General features: G+C 71.4%; 13 protein-coding genes. 1 reads left to right on the top strand and 12 read right to left on the bottom strand.

Annotated features, from left to right (window positions below):
• Positions 1-4 precede the first annotated feature (4 nt).
• The 10 genes from OG788_RS18930 to OG788_RS18975 all read right to left on the bottom strand — a co-directional run bounded on the left by OG788_RS18930 (position 5) and on the right by OG788_RS18975 (position 11437).
• A complete protein-coding gene (locus tag OG788_RS18930) occupies positions 5-229 on the bottom strand; it encodes a hypothetical protein (protein WP_406372239.1) in 225 nt (74 codons plus the stop codon).
• Positions 226-2532 (bottom strand): molybdopterin cofactor-binding domain-containing protein, encoded by a 2307-nt coding sequence (locus tag OG788_RS18935; protein ID WP_351541898.1) that lies wholly within the window; start codon positions 2530-2532, stop codon positions 226-228. Before OG788_RS18935 ends, OG788_RS18930 begins: the two co-directional genes overlap by 4 nt.
• A complete protein-coding gene (locus OG788_RS18940) occupies positions 2529-3974 on the bottom strand; it encodes a (2Fe-2S)-binding protein (RefSeq protein ID WP_406372241.1) in 1446 nt (481 codons plus the stop codon). Before OG788_RS18940 ends, OG788_RS18935 begins: the two co-directional genes overlap by 4 nt.
• On the bottom strand, positions 3971-4864 hold the full coding sequence (locus tag OG788_RS18945; protein ID WP_351541900.1) for an FAD binding domain-containing protein: 894 nt from the start codon (positions 4862-4864) through the stop codon (positions 3971-3973). Before OG788_RS18945 ends, OG788_RS18940 begins: the two co-directional genes overlap by 4 nt.
• Before the next feature lie 281 nt (positions 4865-5145).
• Positions 5146-6798, bottom strand: a complete 1653-nt coding sequence (locus OG788_RS18950) for a beta-N-acetylhexosaminidase (RefSeq protein ID WP_406372243.1) — start codon at positions 6796-6798, stop codon at positions 5146-5148.
• Between the two features lie 5 nt (positions 6799-6803).
• Entirely contained in the window at positions 6804-7649 is an 846-nt protein-coding gene (locus OG788_RS18955; RefSeq protein WP_351541902.1) for a carbohydrate ABC transporter permease, read from the bottom strand.
• Positions 7646-8671 carry a carbohydrate ABC transporter permease gene (locus OG788_RS18960; RefSeq protein ID WP_406372245.1) on the bottom strand — a complete coding sequence of 342 codons (1026 nt, stop codon included), beginning with the start codon at positions 8669-8671 and terminating at the stop codon, positions 7646-7648. The genes OG788_RS18955 and OG788_RS18960 overlap by 4 nt, the downstream gene beginning before the upstream one ends.
• Before the next feature lie 4 nt (positions 8672-8675).
• The gene (locus tag OG788_RS18965; RefSeq protein WP_406372247.1) at positions 8676-9989 is read right to left on the bottom strand and encodes an extracellular solute-binding protein; all 1314 of its coding nucleotides are present in this window, start codon (positions 9987-9989) and stop codon (positions 8676-8678) included.
• Between the two features lie 503 nt (positions 9990-10492).
• Positions 10493-10789, bottom strand: a complete 297-nt coding sequence (locus OG788_RS18970; protein WP_103554931.1) for a DUF3039 domain-containing protein — start codon at positions 10787-10789, stop codon at positions 10493-10495.
• A 75-nt stretch (positions 10790-10864) separates the two neighbouring features.
• Positions 10865-11437 carry a YqgE/AlgH family protein gene (locus OG788_RS18975; protein WP_266759296.1) on the bottom strand — a complete coding sequence of 191 codons (573 nt, stop codon included), beginning with the start codon at positions 11435-11437 and terminating at the stop codon, positions 10865-10867.
• A 281-nt stretch (positions 11438-11718) separates the two neighbouring features.
• Between OG788_RS18975 and murA the strand changes: the two genes are divergently transcribed.
• Entirely contained in the window at positions 11719-13059 is a 1341-nt protein-coding gene (gene murA, locus OG788_RS18980) for a UDP-N-acetylglucosamine 1-carboxyvinyltransferase (protein WP_351541905.1), read from the top strand.
• A gap of 282 nt (positions 13060-13341) precedes the next feature.
• On the opposite strand, the gene OG788_RS18985 is transcribed toward murA, so the two are convergent.
• Entirely contained in the window at positions 13342-13623 is a 282-nt protein-coding gene (locus OG788_RS18985) for an HU family DNA-binding protein (RefSeq protein WP_007382399.1), read from the bottom strand.
• Between the two features lie 372 nt (positions 13624-13995).
• Positions 13996-15429 (bottom strand): NAD-dependent malic enzyme, encoded by a 1434-nt coding sequence (locus OG788_RS18990; RefSeq protein ID WP_351541906.1) that lies wholly within the window; start codon positions 15427-15429, stop codon positions 13996-13998.
• Positions 15430-15445 lie beyond the last annotated feature (16 nt).

Raw genomic sequence — 15445 nt, forward strand, 5'->3', positions numbered from 1 at the left:
CGGATCAGCCGAAGTAGACGCCGCCCACGACGACCACCACGGCCGCCAGGACGAAGAGCAGCACCCAGAGCAGCAGCTTCCCGACGCCGGGCGCGGGTTCGTAGCGCGGCTGTCCGGACTCGTCGCCGCTCGCTGCGGGGGCGTCGGCGTTCGCTGCGGGGGCGTCGGCGTTCGACGGGAGTTCGCGGCCCGGCACGGCTTCGCCGGCCGCCGGCTCCCGCGCGGTCACGACGCCGTCACCACCGCCGCCTGCGGGCGGATCGGCAGACGGTTGACCGGTCGGCCGGTGGCCGCCCGTACGGCGGACGCGATGGCCGCCGGCGACGTCACGACCGGTACCGCGCTGGCCGCCTTGGCGCCGAAGGGGGCGACGACGTCGCGCTCCTCGACGAGCTTGACGATGCGGATGTCGGGCGCGTCCAGGGCGGTCGGGAGGGCGTAGCCCGTGAGGTCGGGGTGACGGACCAGGCCGCGGGCCGTACGGAGGTTCTCGGTCAGCGCGGCGCCGACGCCCTGGGTGACGCCTGCCTCGATGCGGGCCGTCAGCTGTGCCGGGTTGAGGATCCGGCCGACGTCCTGGGCGAGCGCGAGCTCCACGACCCGTACCGAGCCCAGTTCGATGTCGACGTCCACCACCGCGCGGATGGCGCAGAAGGCGAGGCCCACGAAGGCGTCGCCCTGGCCGGCCTCGTCCAGCGGTTCGGTCGGATGCGGGCGGCACTGCGCGGTCGCCCACAGTTCCTTGCCGTCCATCGCCTCGGTGACCGTCGTCGACAGCACTCCGTCGTACGACGTGATCTTGCCGTCGGTGATCTGGAGCAGCTCGGTGGACATGCCGAACTTGTGGGCCAGCGGCTGGAGGAGCTGCGTACGGACCATCTTGGCGGCGCGCTCGACCGCTCCGCCGGACACCCAGGTGTGCCGGCCGCGGCAGCTCGGGCCCGCCGGGGGCTGGTCGGTGTCGACGGGAGCCACGTGGACCTCGTCGATGCCGAGCGTCTCCTGGACGATCTGCCGGGCCAGGGTGGTGAAGCCCTGGCCGGTCTCCACCGCCGCGCAGAGCACGGTGGCGACGCCGTCGTGGACCTTCACGGTGGCCGTCGAGACCTCGTCGGCGCCCTCGGAGCCCAGCATGTGCACCATGCCGAGCGCGTAGCCGACACCGCGGCGTACGGCACCGGGTTCGCCCGCGCCCTCGGGGCCGCCGGGCAGCAGCCACTCGTCCTCGGGGGTGTCCTTGGGGAGGGCCGGCAGCGGGTAGTCGCGTACGGCCTGGAGCAGCTCGGCGACCGGGGCCGGGCAGGTCACCGTCTGGCCGGTCGGCAGGACGTCTCCCGTGGCCATCGCGTTGCGCAGGCGCAGTTCCGCGGGGTCGACGCCGAGTTTCTTGGCCAGCTTGTCCATCTGGGCCTCGTAGGCGGCGCAGACCTGGAGGGCGCCCTCGCCCCGCACGTGCCCCGAGGGCGGGTTGTTGGTGCGGACGGCCCAGCCCTCGATGAAGGCGTTCGGGACGACGTACGGGCCGCAGGCGAAGGAGACCGCGGCGGCCAGGGACTCGCCGGAGGTGTCGGCGTAGGCGCCCGCGTCGAGCAGGATCTGAGCCTCTACCTTGACCAGCGTGCCCTCGGCGTCGGCGTGGTGCCGGTAGCGCAGCAGAGTCGGGTGCCGGTGGGCGTGGCCGAGGAAGGATTCCTCGCGCGTAGCGGTGAGCTTCACCGGGCAGCCGGTGGTCAGGGCGAGCAGGCCGAGCGCGAGCTGGAAGCCCTGGTCCTCGCGGTCGGCGGTGGCCCCGGGGACGCCGGTGACGACGACCTTCACGCGCGCGGGTTCCAGGCCGTAGCAGGCGGCGGCCGCGTCGCGGTCGGCGTGCGGGTCGGTGGAGGCGATGTAGAGCTCGACGCCGCCGTCGGGGCGGGGCACGGCGAGTCCGGCCTCGGCGCCGATGGGCGCGGGGTCCTGTCGGCCGATGCGGTAGAGGCCCTCGACGACGATGTCGCCGACGGCGTCCGGGTCGCCGTGGCGCAGCGGGATGTGGCGGATCAGGTTGCCGTCGGGGTGCAGGGGTTCGGCCTCGAAGGCCTGCTCGGGGTCGGTGACCGGTTCGAGCACCTCGTACTCGACGATGACGGCCGCGGCGGCCATCCGCGCGGTGTCCGGGTGGTCGGCGGCGACGGCCGCGATGGGCTCCCCGTGGTGGCGTACGAGTTCGGAGGCGAACACGGGGCGGTCGGCGCGGCCGCGGCCGTGCAGCGGGGTGCCGGGCACGTCCTCGTGGGTGATGACGGCACGTACGCCGGGCATCTCACGCGCGTGGCTGGTGTCGATGGACACGATGCGGGCGTGCGGGTGGGGCGAGCGGAGCACGGCGGCCCACAGCAGGCCTTCGGCCCACAGGTCGGCGGCGTAGGGGAAGGTGCCTTCGGTCTTGGCTCGGGCCTCGGCCGTGGGCAGCGAGACGCCGAGCCCGTGCGGCAGGGGCTCGGTGCCCGTCTCGGGCGCCGCCGGTGTCGCGGTCGCGGCTTGGTTGGTCACGCCTGGCCTCCGTCCTGGCCGTACGGCTGTTCGTGCTGCGCCTGGGAGCCGTACGCGGCATTGTCCTCGTACGCGGACGGGTGGACACCGCCCGCGCCGGGGCCCGCCTGGTGCGGGATGCGGGCCTCGTCCGCCTCGGGGGCTTCGGCCGCGGCGGCGGAGTGCGCCTCGCGTTCGGCGACGACCTCGCGCACGGCGTCCAGGACGCCGCGGTAGCCGGAGCAGCGGCACAGGTTGCCGCACAGGGCCTGGCGGGTCTCGAGCTCGGTCGGCGCGGGGTTGCCCTCGAGCAGGTCGTGCAGGGTCATCGCCATGCCGGGGACGCAGAAACCGCACTGCACGGCGCCGCACTTGGCCAGTGCGCGCTGGACGTCGGACGGCTGTCCTTCGGTGGCCAGGCCCTCGACGGTGCGTACCTCGCTGCCCGCTGCGGTGACGCCGGGCACCAGGCAGGACGCCACGAGCCGGCCGTCCACCTGGACGTTGCAGGCGCCGCACTCGCCCTGCGAGCAGCCGTCCTTGGCGCCCGCGAGGCCGAGTCGTTCGCGCAGCACGTAGAGCAGCGACTCGCCGATCCAGGCGTCGGTGACCGGCCGGTCGGCGCCGTTGACGCGCAGGACGTAGGAGGCGAGGGGGTGTTCGTTGTGCGGGGCCTGGACGGGGTGGTCCGCGTCGCGCGGGCCGTCGTCCGTGCCCGCCGTCTCGTGCGCCGGGTCCGCCTCGGGCGCCTCGTGGGTCCCCGCGGTCACCGGCCCGGGGTCGGAGACGGGCTCAGCGGCCTCACGGGTGGGCCGTACGGGCCGCTGGGCGGCCTGTGCGGGCGATTCGGCCTGCGGCTGCGGTGCGGGCCCCGCGGGGGCCTCAGGGGCCGCTTCGGGCGCGTCGGCGGTCCACGCGCTGCCGATCTCGCCGGCCCAGGGCGCGGACGCGCCGCCCGGGAGCGTGGCGGGTGGTGTGCCGCCCCACTGCTCGACGAGTGCCGACGTGGTGAACTCGCCCGATTCGTCCGGAAGATCCCCTCCGGCCACCGGGATCGACCACTGCCCGGTCACGTCGTGTCCGGCGCCGCCGTCCCGGGCGGCGTCGTTGAACTCCCACTGCCCGGTGGAACCCGGGTGGTACGAGAACCGGTCGTCGTGACCGTCGGCACCGGGCTGCGCGGCGTTCGGATCCGGCCACGGGGCGGCGCCACCCTGGGCGGCCCACGTTCCGGTGGCCGCCGGGTCCGCCGCCTCGGGCGGGGCGGGCGTCACGGCGATCTGCGGGGGCACATAGCCGTGTCCGGGCGCCGCGAGCGGCTCCCGGGCGGCGAGGAGGGCCTCGATGCCGCCCTCGGGGAGTTTGACGAAGGCGGTCGCGCCGTCGTCGTAGTCGCCCTGGGGCAGCGGATCCCAGCGGCCACCGCTGCGCGGAGCGCTCTCTTCGTGCTGGTCGTCGGTCACGAAAGTGCCCTCCCCAGTGCTCGTCGGGCCAGCGCGGCGACGGTGCGCCGCAGGTGCAGTACGGCCGGCGGGAGCGGCGCCACGGAGCCGTCCTCGGCGGGGACGGGGTCGGGGATGCAGGCCGCGGCCACGTACTCCCCGAACGCGGTCAGCGCCTCCGGGACGATCGTGCGGCTGTTGTCCCAGTCGATCAGCTGGGCCACCCACGCCTCGGCGTCCAGGGGGCGCAGCGGCATCGGCGCTATGGCGCCGACGGCGCACCGCACACCGCGCCGGGCCGGGTCGAGGACGAGCGCCACGGAGGCGATCGCGCGCCCGGGTCCGGTGCGCCCGGTGGCCTTCAGGAAGACCTGCGGGGCATGCAGCAGCGGCACGCGCACGTAGCCGATGAGTTCTCCGCCGCGGAGCATGTCCACGCCCGCGAGCAGGTGCGACACCGGGATCTCGCGGCGGGCTCCGCCCGGGCCCGCGATGATCAGCGTGGCTTCCAGCGCGGCCAGTACGGGCAGCGCGTCACCCGTGGGCGCTGCCGTGGCGATGTTGCCGCCCAGGGTTCCGGCGTTGCGGATCTGCGGCGGTCCGGCCGCCCGCGCCGCGGCGGCGAGCGCCGGGATGAGGGCGGCGAAGTCGGGGCGGCCCATGCGGGCGTGCGTGAGGCCGGCGCCGAGCAGCGCGTGACCGTCCTGGTACTGCCAGCCGCGGATCTCGCTGATCCGGCCGAGGCCGACGAGCGCGGCAGGCCTCAGCTGTCCGGAGTTGACCGCGGCCATCAGATCGGTGCCGCCTGCCACCGGAACGGCCGCGGGCATGGCGGACAGTGCCGCCACCGCCTCGTCGAGCGAGACGGGCAGCGTCACGGCCTGCGCCGCCTGCGGTGCGTGCGTGGTCAAACCGGTTGCCCCTTCCCGCTGCCCCACCTGGTCCCACCTGTGCTGCCGTACGGTACGTGCTGACAGGGCGGACGTGGCAACTCTGGCACATCTTCCCCGGCCCCCGACGCGGGGGTCCGCTAGGAGGCATTCGCCCCTCTCACCAGGGAGATGGCCGGTTTTCGCACGGCATCACCGGTGAGCTCGAATTGTCACTCTTCGGTGACCCTTGGGGGCCTTTTTTCCTTGCGGGGCCACGGTGCCAGGGCACAGGTCCGGGGGCACACCGGTCGTGAGCCGTCTCACACGTTCGGGGGCGCCCCCTCGATCGGGCGTCCGAGCACACCGGGTCGCCGCTGCCACGGCCGAGGTCCCGCGGGCGCCCGGTAGGCCACCCCGAGGGCGTCGAGTCGGGCGTAGTGGGTGCTCATCCGCCGCTCGAAACCGGCGAAGTCCCGTTCCGCGGGGGCCGGCAGGCTGCTCCAGGCGACCTCCGCCAGAGCGGCGAGCCGCGGGAACGCCTGGTAGTCCACGCGCCCGTGGTCCTCCATGACCTCGGTCCACACGTTGGCCTGCGTGCCCAGCACGTGCCGCGCCTCCGCCTCGGTGAGCTGCGGCGGAACCGGCTCGAAGCGGTAGACGTCCTCCAGGGTGCGCACGTAGGCGATGGGCACCGGCTCGTCCTCGCCCGCGGCCTGGCGGTAGTCCAGGTACACGTGCTGCTCGGGACACATGACGACGTCGTGGCCCGCGCGCGCGGCCGTCACGCCGCCCTGGTAGCCGCGCCACGACGACACCGCGGCGCCCGGCGCGAGACCGCCCTCCAGGATCTCGTCCCAGCCGATCAGCCGACGCCCGCGCTCGGAGAGCCAGTTGTCGAAGTGCCGGATGAACCAGGACTGCAACGCGTCCTCGTCGGCGAGCCCGAGTTCCTTGATGCGCGCCTGTGCCGTGGCCGACTGCTTCCACTGGTCCTTGGCGCACTCGTCGCCGCCGATGTGGAAGAAGCCCGAGAACTCCGGGAAGCGCGCGGGGTCCGCCGGGAACAGGTCGAGGAGTTCCTCGAACACCCCCTCGTAGAAGCGCAGGGTGTTGTCAGTGGGGGCGAGTACGTTTTTGGAGACGCCCCAGTTGTCCCAGACGGTCAGGGAGGTCGTGTCGATGACGTCGGTGTTGCCCAGTTCCGGATGCGCGGCGATGGCCGCCTGCGAGTGGCCGGGGATGTCGATTTCGGGGACGACGGCGATATGCCGCTCGGCCGCGTACGCGACGATCTCGCGGATGTCGTCCTGGGTGTAGAAGCCTCCGTGCGGCTTCTCCTCCCACAACGGTGAGGCCCGGTGGCCGAATTTGGTGCGGGCCCGCCAGGACCCGACCTCCGTCAGCCTCGGGTAACGGTTGATCTGAACACGCCATCCCTGGTCGTCGGTGAGATGGAAGTGGAAGACGTTGAGTTTGTGCGCGGCCAGCAGGTCGAGGTAGCGCAGGACGCCTTCCTTGGGCATGAAGTGCCGGGAGACGTCGAGCATGAGACCGCGCCAGCGGAATCGCGGTGCGTCCTCGATGACCCGGTGCGCGATTTCGTACGTCGTCCGCGGACGGATCGGGGCGCGGCGAAAGGCGTCGGGGCCGAGCAGTTGACGCAGCGTCTGCGCACCCCAGAAGACTCCGGCGGCGCCCCCGCCCCGGATCTCGACCCCGTCGTCGCCGACGCCGAGCCGGTAGGCCTCCGGTTCCAGACGGTCGTCGAGGAGCAGCCGTACGCCGCCCGGAGCGTCCTGCGGCCCAGGTCGCAGCGGTAGTCCGAGGGCCGCGCCGAGCGCCGAGCGCAGCCAGCGTTCGGTGGTGTCCGTGCCCGGCGCGGCCCACAGGGTGGTGGCCACGTCCAGCGCGAACGCCCCGCGCGCGGCGCTCCCGACGACGCGGGGCGCCGGAATCAGACCCGTATCCATCATGTCCATCAGTCCTTTACCGCTCCGCCGAGGCCGGAGACGAGTCGTCGCTGTACGAGTACGAAGAAGATCAGCACCGGAATCGTCATCACCGTGGAGGCGGCCATGACACCGCCCCAGTCGGGCTCGTCCGGCTTGTAGAAGACGAGGAGGGCCATCGGCAGGGTGGACTGCGAGGTGTCGCTGATGATGAAGGACTTGGCGAACAGGAAGTCGTTCCAGGCCGAGATGAAGGAAAACACGCTGGTGGCCACGAGCCCGGGGAGGACGAGCGGGAAAAGGATCTGCCAGAGGAATCGCGCGCGGCTCGCGCCGTCGATGTACGCGGCCTCCTCCAGCGCGTCCGGAACGGCCTTGACGAAACCTCGCAGCATCCAGATCGCGAAGGGCAGCGAGAAGGCGATGTGCGGCAGGATCAGGGAGCCCAGGGTGTTCAGCTGGCCGAAGTCCCGCATGAGGAAGAAGAGCGGGATCGTCAGGGCCTCGACGGGCACCATCTGGGCCACCAGGAACATGATCAGCAGGGTGGTCCGGAATCGGAAGCGGAATCGGGTCACCGCTGTCGCCGCGAGAAACGCGACGATCGCCGAGGCCACCACCACGGAGCCTGCCACGAGAAGGCTGTTGAGGAAGTACCGGCCGAATTCCTGCTGCCCGAAGACGCGCCGGAAGGAATCCAGGGAAGGCGAAAGCGTCCAGGGCCGGGGCTCGGTGGACCGGATCTCCCCGGACGGCCGGAAGGCGCCGAGGACCATCCAGTAGAGGGGGAAGGCGACGACGGCCGCGACGAGCAGAGCGGTCGTCTCGGCGGCCAGCCGCCAGGGCCGCCGGACAACACGTCCGAGGACGTTCACAGTTCCTCCCCCTGTCGGCGCAGCAGCCGCAGGTACACCAGCGTGACCCCGAGCAACAGCACCAGCATCACGACGCCGATCGCGGAGCCGAGGCTGTACTGGGAGGCCGCGAACGCCTTCTGGTACGCGTAGACGTTCAGGACGAGGTTCTGGCCGGCGATGCCGCCGCCGTTCGTCATGACGTAGATCTGGGTGAAGACCTTGAAGTCCCAGATGACCGACTGGATGGTGACGACCACCAGGATCGGCCGGAGCATCGGCGCGAGCACCGATCGCCAGATCCGCCACTGCGAGGCGCCGTCCAGGGCGGCCGCTTCCAGCACCTCGGCCGGTACGGCGCGGATTCCCGCGTACACCGTCACCATCACGAACGGGAAGGAGCACCAGACCACTTCGAGCAGGACGAGCGCGAAGGCGCTGAGGCGGCCGTACGTCCAGGAGTGGTCGCCGAGCCCGAGCACCCGGTTGACGGGTCCGAAGTCGGGGTCGAAGAGGAACAGCCAGACCGTGGAACCGGTGACGGCCGGGGTCGCCCAGGCGCCGAGCGCCGCCAGCATCAGCGCGAGGCGCGGGACGGCCCGTACGCGGGTGAGCAGGACCGCGAGCGCGCATCCGGTGGCCAGGGTCGACACCACGCAGGCCGCGGCGAACAGCACGGTGGCGAGGAGCACCTGCCAGAACTGTTCGTCGGCGAAGAGCTCCGCGTAGTTGCCGAAGCCCTGGAACGTGGTCGGTTCGCCGCCGCTGACCTGTGCCTGCGTGTACTCCAGGAAGGAGATCAGGCCGAGTTGGTAGATCGGGTAGACGAGCAGACCGCCGAGGACGACCAGGGCGGGGGCGAGGTAGAGCCAGGGGGTCCAGCCGGCGCGCCCGCGCGGGGCCGGACCGGCCGCGGGCCCGCGGCTCCGGCGGGCGGAGGCGGGGCCGCGGGAGCCGGGGATGCGGGAGCCGGGGATACGGGGGCCCGCCCCGGTGGCCGTCCCCCGCCCGGCGCGCTCGGCGCGTGTGTCCTGCGTCGCCATCCGCTCAGCCCACGGAGCCGAACGCGTCGTTCATCTTCTTCGCCGCGTCCTTCGACGCCCCGGCCACGTCCTTCTTGCCGCTGACGATCTCCTGGAACATCGTCGGCAGGACCAGCGAGGCGTCGATCTGCGCCCAGGCCGGGGAGGCCGGCACGAACCTGGCACCCGCGGCGAGGGTCTTCACGAACGGGGCGACGAACGGCTCCCTGGCGGCGACCTGCTGACGGACGTCGGTGTAGGTCGGCAGGAAGCCCATCGCGTCGAAGAGTTCGCCCTGGGTCTTCTTGGACGCCAGCCGCTCCATCAGGTCGACGGCGAGCGTGCGGTGCGAGGTGCTCCTCAGTACGCCGATGTTGTTGCCGCCCGCGAACGCCGGTGCCACGGAGCCCGCCTTCACACCGGGCAGCGGCACCACCGCGTACTTGCCCTTCACCTTGCCCGCCTCGATCGCCGCATGGCTGAAGTCGCCGCCGATGGCCATGCCCGCCTTGCCGGACGCGAACGCGGTCACCGTGTCGTTGCCGCCCATGCCCGCGCACTTGGCGGCGGGACAGTTCGCGTCCCCGAACAGCGCGGTGTAGGCCTTGATGCCCTTCCGGGCGTTCGCGCTGTCGATGGCGGCGGTGTACGAACCGCCCTTGCCCTCCGCGAGTTCGCCGCCGTTGGCCCAGATGAACGGCATCGCGCCGTACGTGTAGGCGCCGCCCACGGCGAGCCCGTAGAGGTCGGGCTTCGCGGCGTGGATCCGCCGGGCGGTGTCCGCCAGTTCGGCCTGGGTCCTCGGGACGGCGAGGCCCAGTTCCTCGAAGACGTCCGTGCGGTAGTAGAGCGCGCGGACGCCGACGAAATAGGGGGCGCCGTAGATCTTCCCGTCCACCGTCACCGACTGCCGGGCCGTCGGGTCGGTGTCCTTGGACTCGCTCCAGGCGGTGAACTCCTCGGTGACGTCGGCGAGTCCGCCGTCCTTCACATAGCCGGCCGTGTCCGTGTTGCCGTACTCGATCACGTCCGGGGCACTCTTCGGGTCGTTGAAGGCGGCCTTGACGCGCTGGGCGCGGGTCTCCACGGGGATGTACTCGACGGTGACCTCGGTGCCCCGGTGGGCCTTCTCGAAAGCGGCGACGGCCGCGTCGACGACCTTCGTCTTGGGCCCGTTGTCGACTTCCTGGAAGAGCCAGACACGCAGCGTGCCGCCCTTCTCGTCCTTGCCGGAGCCGGAGTTGTCGGCGGTCTGGGGAGCGCAGGCGGTGGCGACGACGAGGACCGCGAGGGCGGCCGCCGTCCGGGCAGCGAGCGATGTGGGGGCAGAGAGCTTCATCGAGCGTCCTCCGGTGGGGGTGCGTTGCAACATGCGCAATGGCGGTTTTGCTCTGCACAACACTCCGGAGGCTAAGGAGTACAGGAACATGCCCACAAGAGGTCTCAACCACTCTGTGACCACGGAACGCACTCCGTGCAACGCTCAGCCCTCGACGGTCTCCCCACCGCCCTGCACATCGGCCTGCACATCGGCCTGCACATCGGCCTGCACATCGGCCTTCGCGTCGGCCGGTACCGTCCGCCCGCTCGCCGATCATCACCAAGAGCACCCACGGAAGGCTGCCGAGGAACAGGACGTTGCACTGCCCCTGGGCCGCGTGGCCGAGCGCCGGCAGGACGGCCCCTCCGAGGAGGGCGCCCGCACGACGAGTTCCGCCTTCACCAGGCTGTTCGGCGGGAACACACCCGACCCCGCGCACGACAAGGCCGCGGCGCCCCTCGCCAGGGGTGCCGCGGCCGTGCTCGGTCTACGGGCGTACTGCGCCGGGAGGAACTTCGGCGTTACTTCTTGTCGCCGCCCTTGCCCTGGTCGCCACCGGCGCCCATGGACTCGAAGATCTCCTTGCACATGGGGCACACGGGGTACTTCTTCGGGTCGCGGCCCGGTACCCACACCTTGCCGCACAGCGCCACGACGGGCGTGCCGTCCAGCGCGCTCGCCATGATCTTGTCCTTCTGGACGTAATGGGCGAAGCGCTCGTGGTCCCCGTCGCCGTGCGACACCTGCGGCGTCGGCTCTACGAGGGTCCCCGTCCCCGTGCCTCGCTGGGGCTGGGTCTCAGGCTCAAGAGTGCTCATGAAGCCAAGGGTACTGGGGCTCGCGGCCATCAGATGAGGGAAGGGTCGCGGGCCGGTCCGGGGCCGGTGCGACGGTCAGTTCAGGGAGGGGTCGTCGGGATAGGTCGCCACCATCGCCAGCTCGCTGCGCTGGCGGCGCAGGACCTCGCGCCACAGGCGCTCCGGCGACGGGGAGGAGACGTCTCCCGGTTCGGACTCGACGACGTACCAGGCTCCCTCGACCAGTTCGTTCTCCAGTTGGCCGGGGCCCCAGCCCGCGTATCCGGCGAAGATGCGCAGGGAGCCGAGGGCCGAGGCGAGGAGCTCGGGCGGGGCCTCCAGATCGATCAGACCGATCGCTCCGTGCACCCGCCGCCAGCCGAGTGGTGCTCGCTCACCGGCCGCGCCGCCGGGGATGACCGCCACGCCCAGCGCCGAGTCCAGCGAGACCGGGCCGCCCTGGAAGACGACGCCCGGTTCCCCGGCCAGGCCGGCCCAGGCTTCCAGGATGTCCCCGACGCCCACCGGGGTCGGACGGTTGAGGACGACACCGAGGGAGCCCTCCTCGTCGTGGTCGAGGAGCAGCACCACCGCGCGATCGAAGTTCGGGTCCGCCAGGGCGGGCGTGGCCACGAGCAGCCGCCCTGTGAGCGAGGACACCTCGGTCATGCCAGACATGATCCCGCACATTCCCTTCATGTGGGGACCCAATACCCGTACGGGAGTGAATGCAGCTCAGGGCGCAACGAAGCGTTGCCCGGGCGCACCGGGGCCGGTGACCCCGTGTGCCCGATTCGGAACGGTTCGTGTTGTGTCCAAGCTATGACGCAGCTGAGTCCTCCTCGGGCTTACTACGCCGGGGTGGGCGGCCATTACCCTTGCTGTTCGGCTCCCGTACGACCGGCCTGCCGACGACCCACACCTGCCCAACTCATCGGAACGCGAGATACATGACCGTCAACGACGATGTCCTGCTTGTCCATGGCGGAACCCCGCTTGAGGGCGAGATCCGTGTCCGCGGTGCGAAGAACCTCGTACCGAAAGCCATGGTCGCCGCCCTGCTGGGCAGCGGGCCGAGCCGGCTGCGCAATGTCCCCGACATCCGCGACGTGCGCGTCGTACGCGGGCTGCTGCAGTTGCACGGTGTGACCGTCCGTCCGGGTGAGGAGCCCGGCGAGCTGGTCCTCGATCCTTCCCACGTCGAGAGCGCGAACGTCGCTGACATCGATGCCCACGCGGGCTCGTCGCGCATTCCGATCCTCTTCTGCGGCCCGCTGCTGCACCGGCTGGGCCACGCCTTCATCCCGGGGCTCGGCGGCTGTGACATCGGCGGCCGGCCGATCGACTTCCACTTCGAGGTGCTGCGGCAGTTCGGCGCGAAGATCGAGAAGCGGGAGGACGGCCAGTACCTGGAGGCCCCGCAGCGGCTGCGCGGCACCAAGATCCAGCTGCCGTACCCGTCCGTGGGCGCGACCGAGCAGGTGCTGCTGACCGCGGTGCTCGCGGAGGGCGTCACGGAGCTCTCGAACGCGGCCGTGGAGCCGGAGATCGAGGACCTGATCTGCGTCCTGCAGAAGATGGGTGCCATCATCGCGATGGACACCGACCGGACGATCCGCATCACCGGTGTGGACACGCTCGGCGGCTACACCCACGCGGCCCTCCCGGACCGCCTGGAGGCCGCCTCCTGGGCTTCCGCGGCCCTGGCGACCGAAGGCAACATCTACGTCCGCGGCGCCCAGCAGCGGTCGATGATGACGTTCCTGAACACCTACCGCAAGGTCGGCGGCGCCTTCGAGATCGACGACGAGGGCATCCGCTTCTGGCACCCGGGCGGCCAGCTCAAGTCCATCGCCCTGGAGACGGACGTCCACCCCGGCTTCCAGACGGACTGGCAGCAGCCGCTGGTCGTCGCGCTGACGCAGGCCACCGGCCTGTCCATCATCCACGAGACGGTGTACGAGTCCCGGCTGGGCTTCACCTCCGCGCTGAACCAGATGGGCGCGCACATCCAGCTCTACCGCGAGTGCCTCGGCGGCTCCAACTGCCGCTTCGGCCAGCGCAACTTCCTGCACTCCGCGGTCGTTTCGGGCCCGACGAAGCTCCAGGGCGCCGACCTGGTCATCCCCGACCTGCGCGGCGGCTTCTCGTACCTCATCGCGGCGCTGGCGGCGCAGGGCACGTCCCGCGTCCACGGCATCGATCTCATCAACCGCGGCTACGAGAACTTCATGGACAAGCTGGTCGAGCTGGGAGCGAAGGTCGAACTGCCGGGCAAGGCGCTCGGCTGACCCCAGCCTCTCCGCTCCGGTCCGGGCAGCGTCTTTCCGGCTGGGGTCCGGGGGTCATCCCCCGGGCGGACACAGCATGGACAAGCTGGTCGAGCTGGGAGCGAAGGTCGAACTGCCGGGCAAGGCGCTCGGCTGACCCCAGCCTCTCCGGGGCAAGGCGCTCGGCTAGGCGCTCGGCGGACAGACGTACGACGATGGGGCGGCCCCCCTGAAAGGGGCCGCCCCATTGGCGTTGCTGTGGCTCGTACGCGTCCCGCGTCCGCGGGAGCGTACCGGCCGGCCTTACTTGCCCTTGGCGGCTTCCTTGAGCTTGCTGCCCGCGGAGACCTTCACGCTGTAGCCGGCCGGGATCTGGATCGGGTCGCCGGTCTGCGGGTTGCGCGCGGTGCGAGCGGCACGGTGGGTGCGCTCGAAGGTCAGGAAGCCGGGGATGGTGACCTTCTCGTCGCCCTTGGCGACGATCTCGCCGACGGTCTCGGCGAAAGCGGCCAGAACGGCGTCGGCGTCCTTGCGGGTCACCTCGGCGCGGTCGGCCAGCGCGGCCACCAGCTCACTGCGGTTCATGTTGTTACTCCCGTGTTCTTCTTGCTGTTGAGGCGTGCCACGCGGCGGAGCCGCACTTCCGGCACAGTGAAGCCGATGCTGCCAGGGTCCTCGGTCGGCCCCCGGACCCGGGTCCGTAGCCAGACCGTCGCGCCCGAAGACGCATCCTGCCCCCACCTGCGGCGGGAAAGCCAATCCGGCACCCCTGGGAGTCAAACGAACACCCTTGGGGGTCACACGGATAGGCCTGCGAGGCCTGAGCCTGGCCGCCACCCTAGAGGCGGCCGCTGGCCCCGCGTTCCGCGACGCGCCGGGTTCCAGGCGGTCGTGGCGCCCGTCACAGGCGTGACGACGACCGTTCTCACGCGGTCGTGCGCCCCGGCTCGACCCGTACTACACGGTCGCGTTGGCCGCTTCCGTCGCCCCCGCCGCCTTCGCGGCGTCACGCACCGCTCCGGCGACCGCGCCCGCGACCTTGTCGTTGAAGACGCTGGGGATGATGTAGTTCGGGTTGAGCTCGTCCTCCGTCACCACGTTCGCGAGCGCGGTCGCGGCGGCGAGCATCATCTCCGTGTTGACGGTACGCGACTGGGCGTCCAGGAGGCCACGGAAGACGCCCGGGAAGACCAGGACGTTGTTGATCTGATTGGGGAAGTCGGAGCGGCCGGTGGCCACAACTGCCGCCGTCTGGCGGGCGATTGCCGGGTCGACCTCGGGGTCGGGGTTCGCGAGAGCGAACACGATGGCGTCCTGGGCCATCGCGGCCACGTCGTCGCCGTCGATCACGTTCGGGGCGGAGACGCCGATGAACACGTCGGCCTCGCGCACCGCTTCCTTCAACGTGCCCGTGAGGCCTTCGGGATTGGTGTTGTCCGCGATCCAGCGCAGTGGCGAGTCCGCGGCGGCCTCGACGAGGTCGGCGCGGTCCGCGTGCACCACGCCGTGGATGTCGGCGACGACGGCGTTCTTCACACCCGCGGCGATGAGCAGCTTGAGGATGGCCGTACCGGCCGCGCCCGCACCGGACATGACGACCCTGATGTCGCCGATCGCCTTGCCCGCGACACGAAGTGCGTTGGTCAGGGCGGCGAGGACGACGATCGCCGTGCCGTGCTGGTCGTCGTGGAAGACGGGGATGTCGAGGGCCTCGCGCAGCCGGGCCTCGATCTCGAAGCAGCGCGGCGCGGAGATGTCCTCCAGGTTGATGCCCGCGAAGCCGGGGGCGATCGCCTTCACGATCTCGACGATCGCATCGGTGTCCTGGGTGTCCAGGCACAGCGGCCAGGCGTCGATGCCGGCGAAGCGCTTGAAGAGGGCCGCCTTGCCCTCCATGACGGGCAGCGCGGCCATCGGGCCGATGTTGCCGAGGCCCAGAACGGCGGAGCCGTCCGTCACGACCGCAACGGAATTGCGCTTGATGGTGAGGCGGCGGGCGTCCTCGGGGTTCTCGGCGATCGCCATGCACACCCGGGCCACACCCGGGGTGTAGATCATGGAGAGGTCGTCACGGTTGCGGATCGGATGCTTGGACTGCATCTCGATCTTGCCGCCGAGGTGCATGAGGAACGTACGGTCGGACACCTTGCCGAGGGTCACGCCCTCGATGTCACGCAGCTGCTCGACGATCTCGTCGGCGTGCGAGGTGGAGGTCGCCGCGATGGTGACGTCGATCCGGAGCTTCTCGTGGCCGGAAGCGGTCACGTCGAGGCCGGTCACCGAGCCTCCGTGGGACTCGACGGCCGTGGTGAGCTGCGAGACCGCGGTTCCGCTCGCGGGCACCTCCAGCCGGACCGTCATCGAGTAGGAGACGCTGGGCGCCGTTGCCATGGCCGACTTCCTCTGC

Source organism: Streptomyces sp. NBC_00647 (assembly GCF_045207245.1).
Lineage (GTDB): Bacteria > Actinomycetota > Actinomycetes > Streptomycetales > Streptomycetaceae > Streptomyces.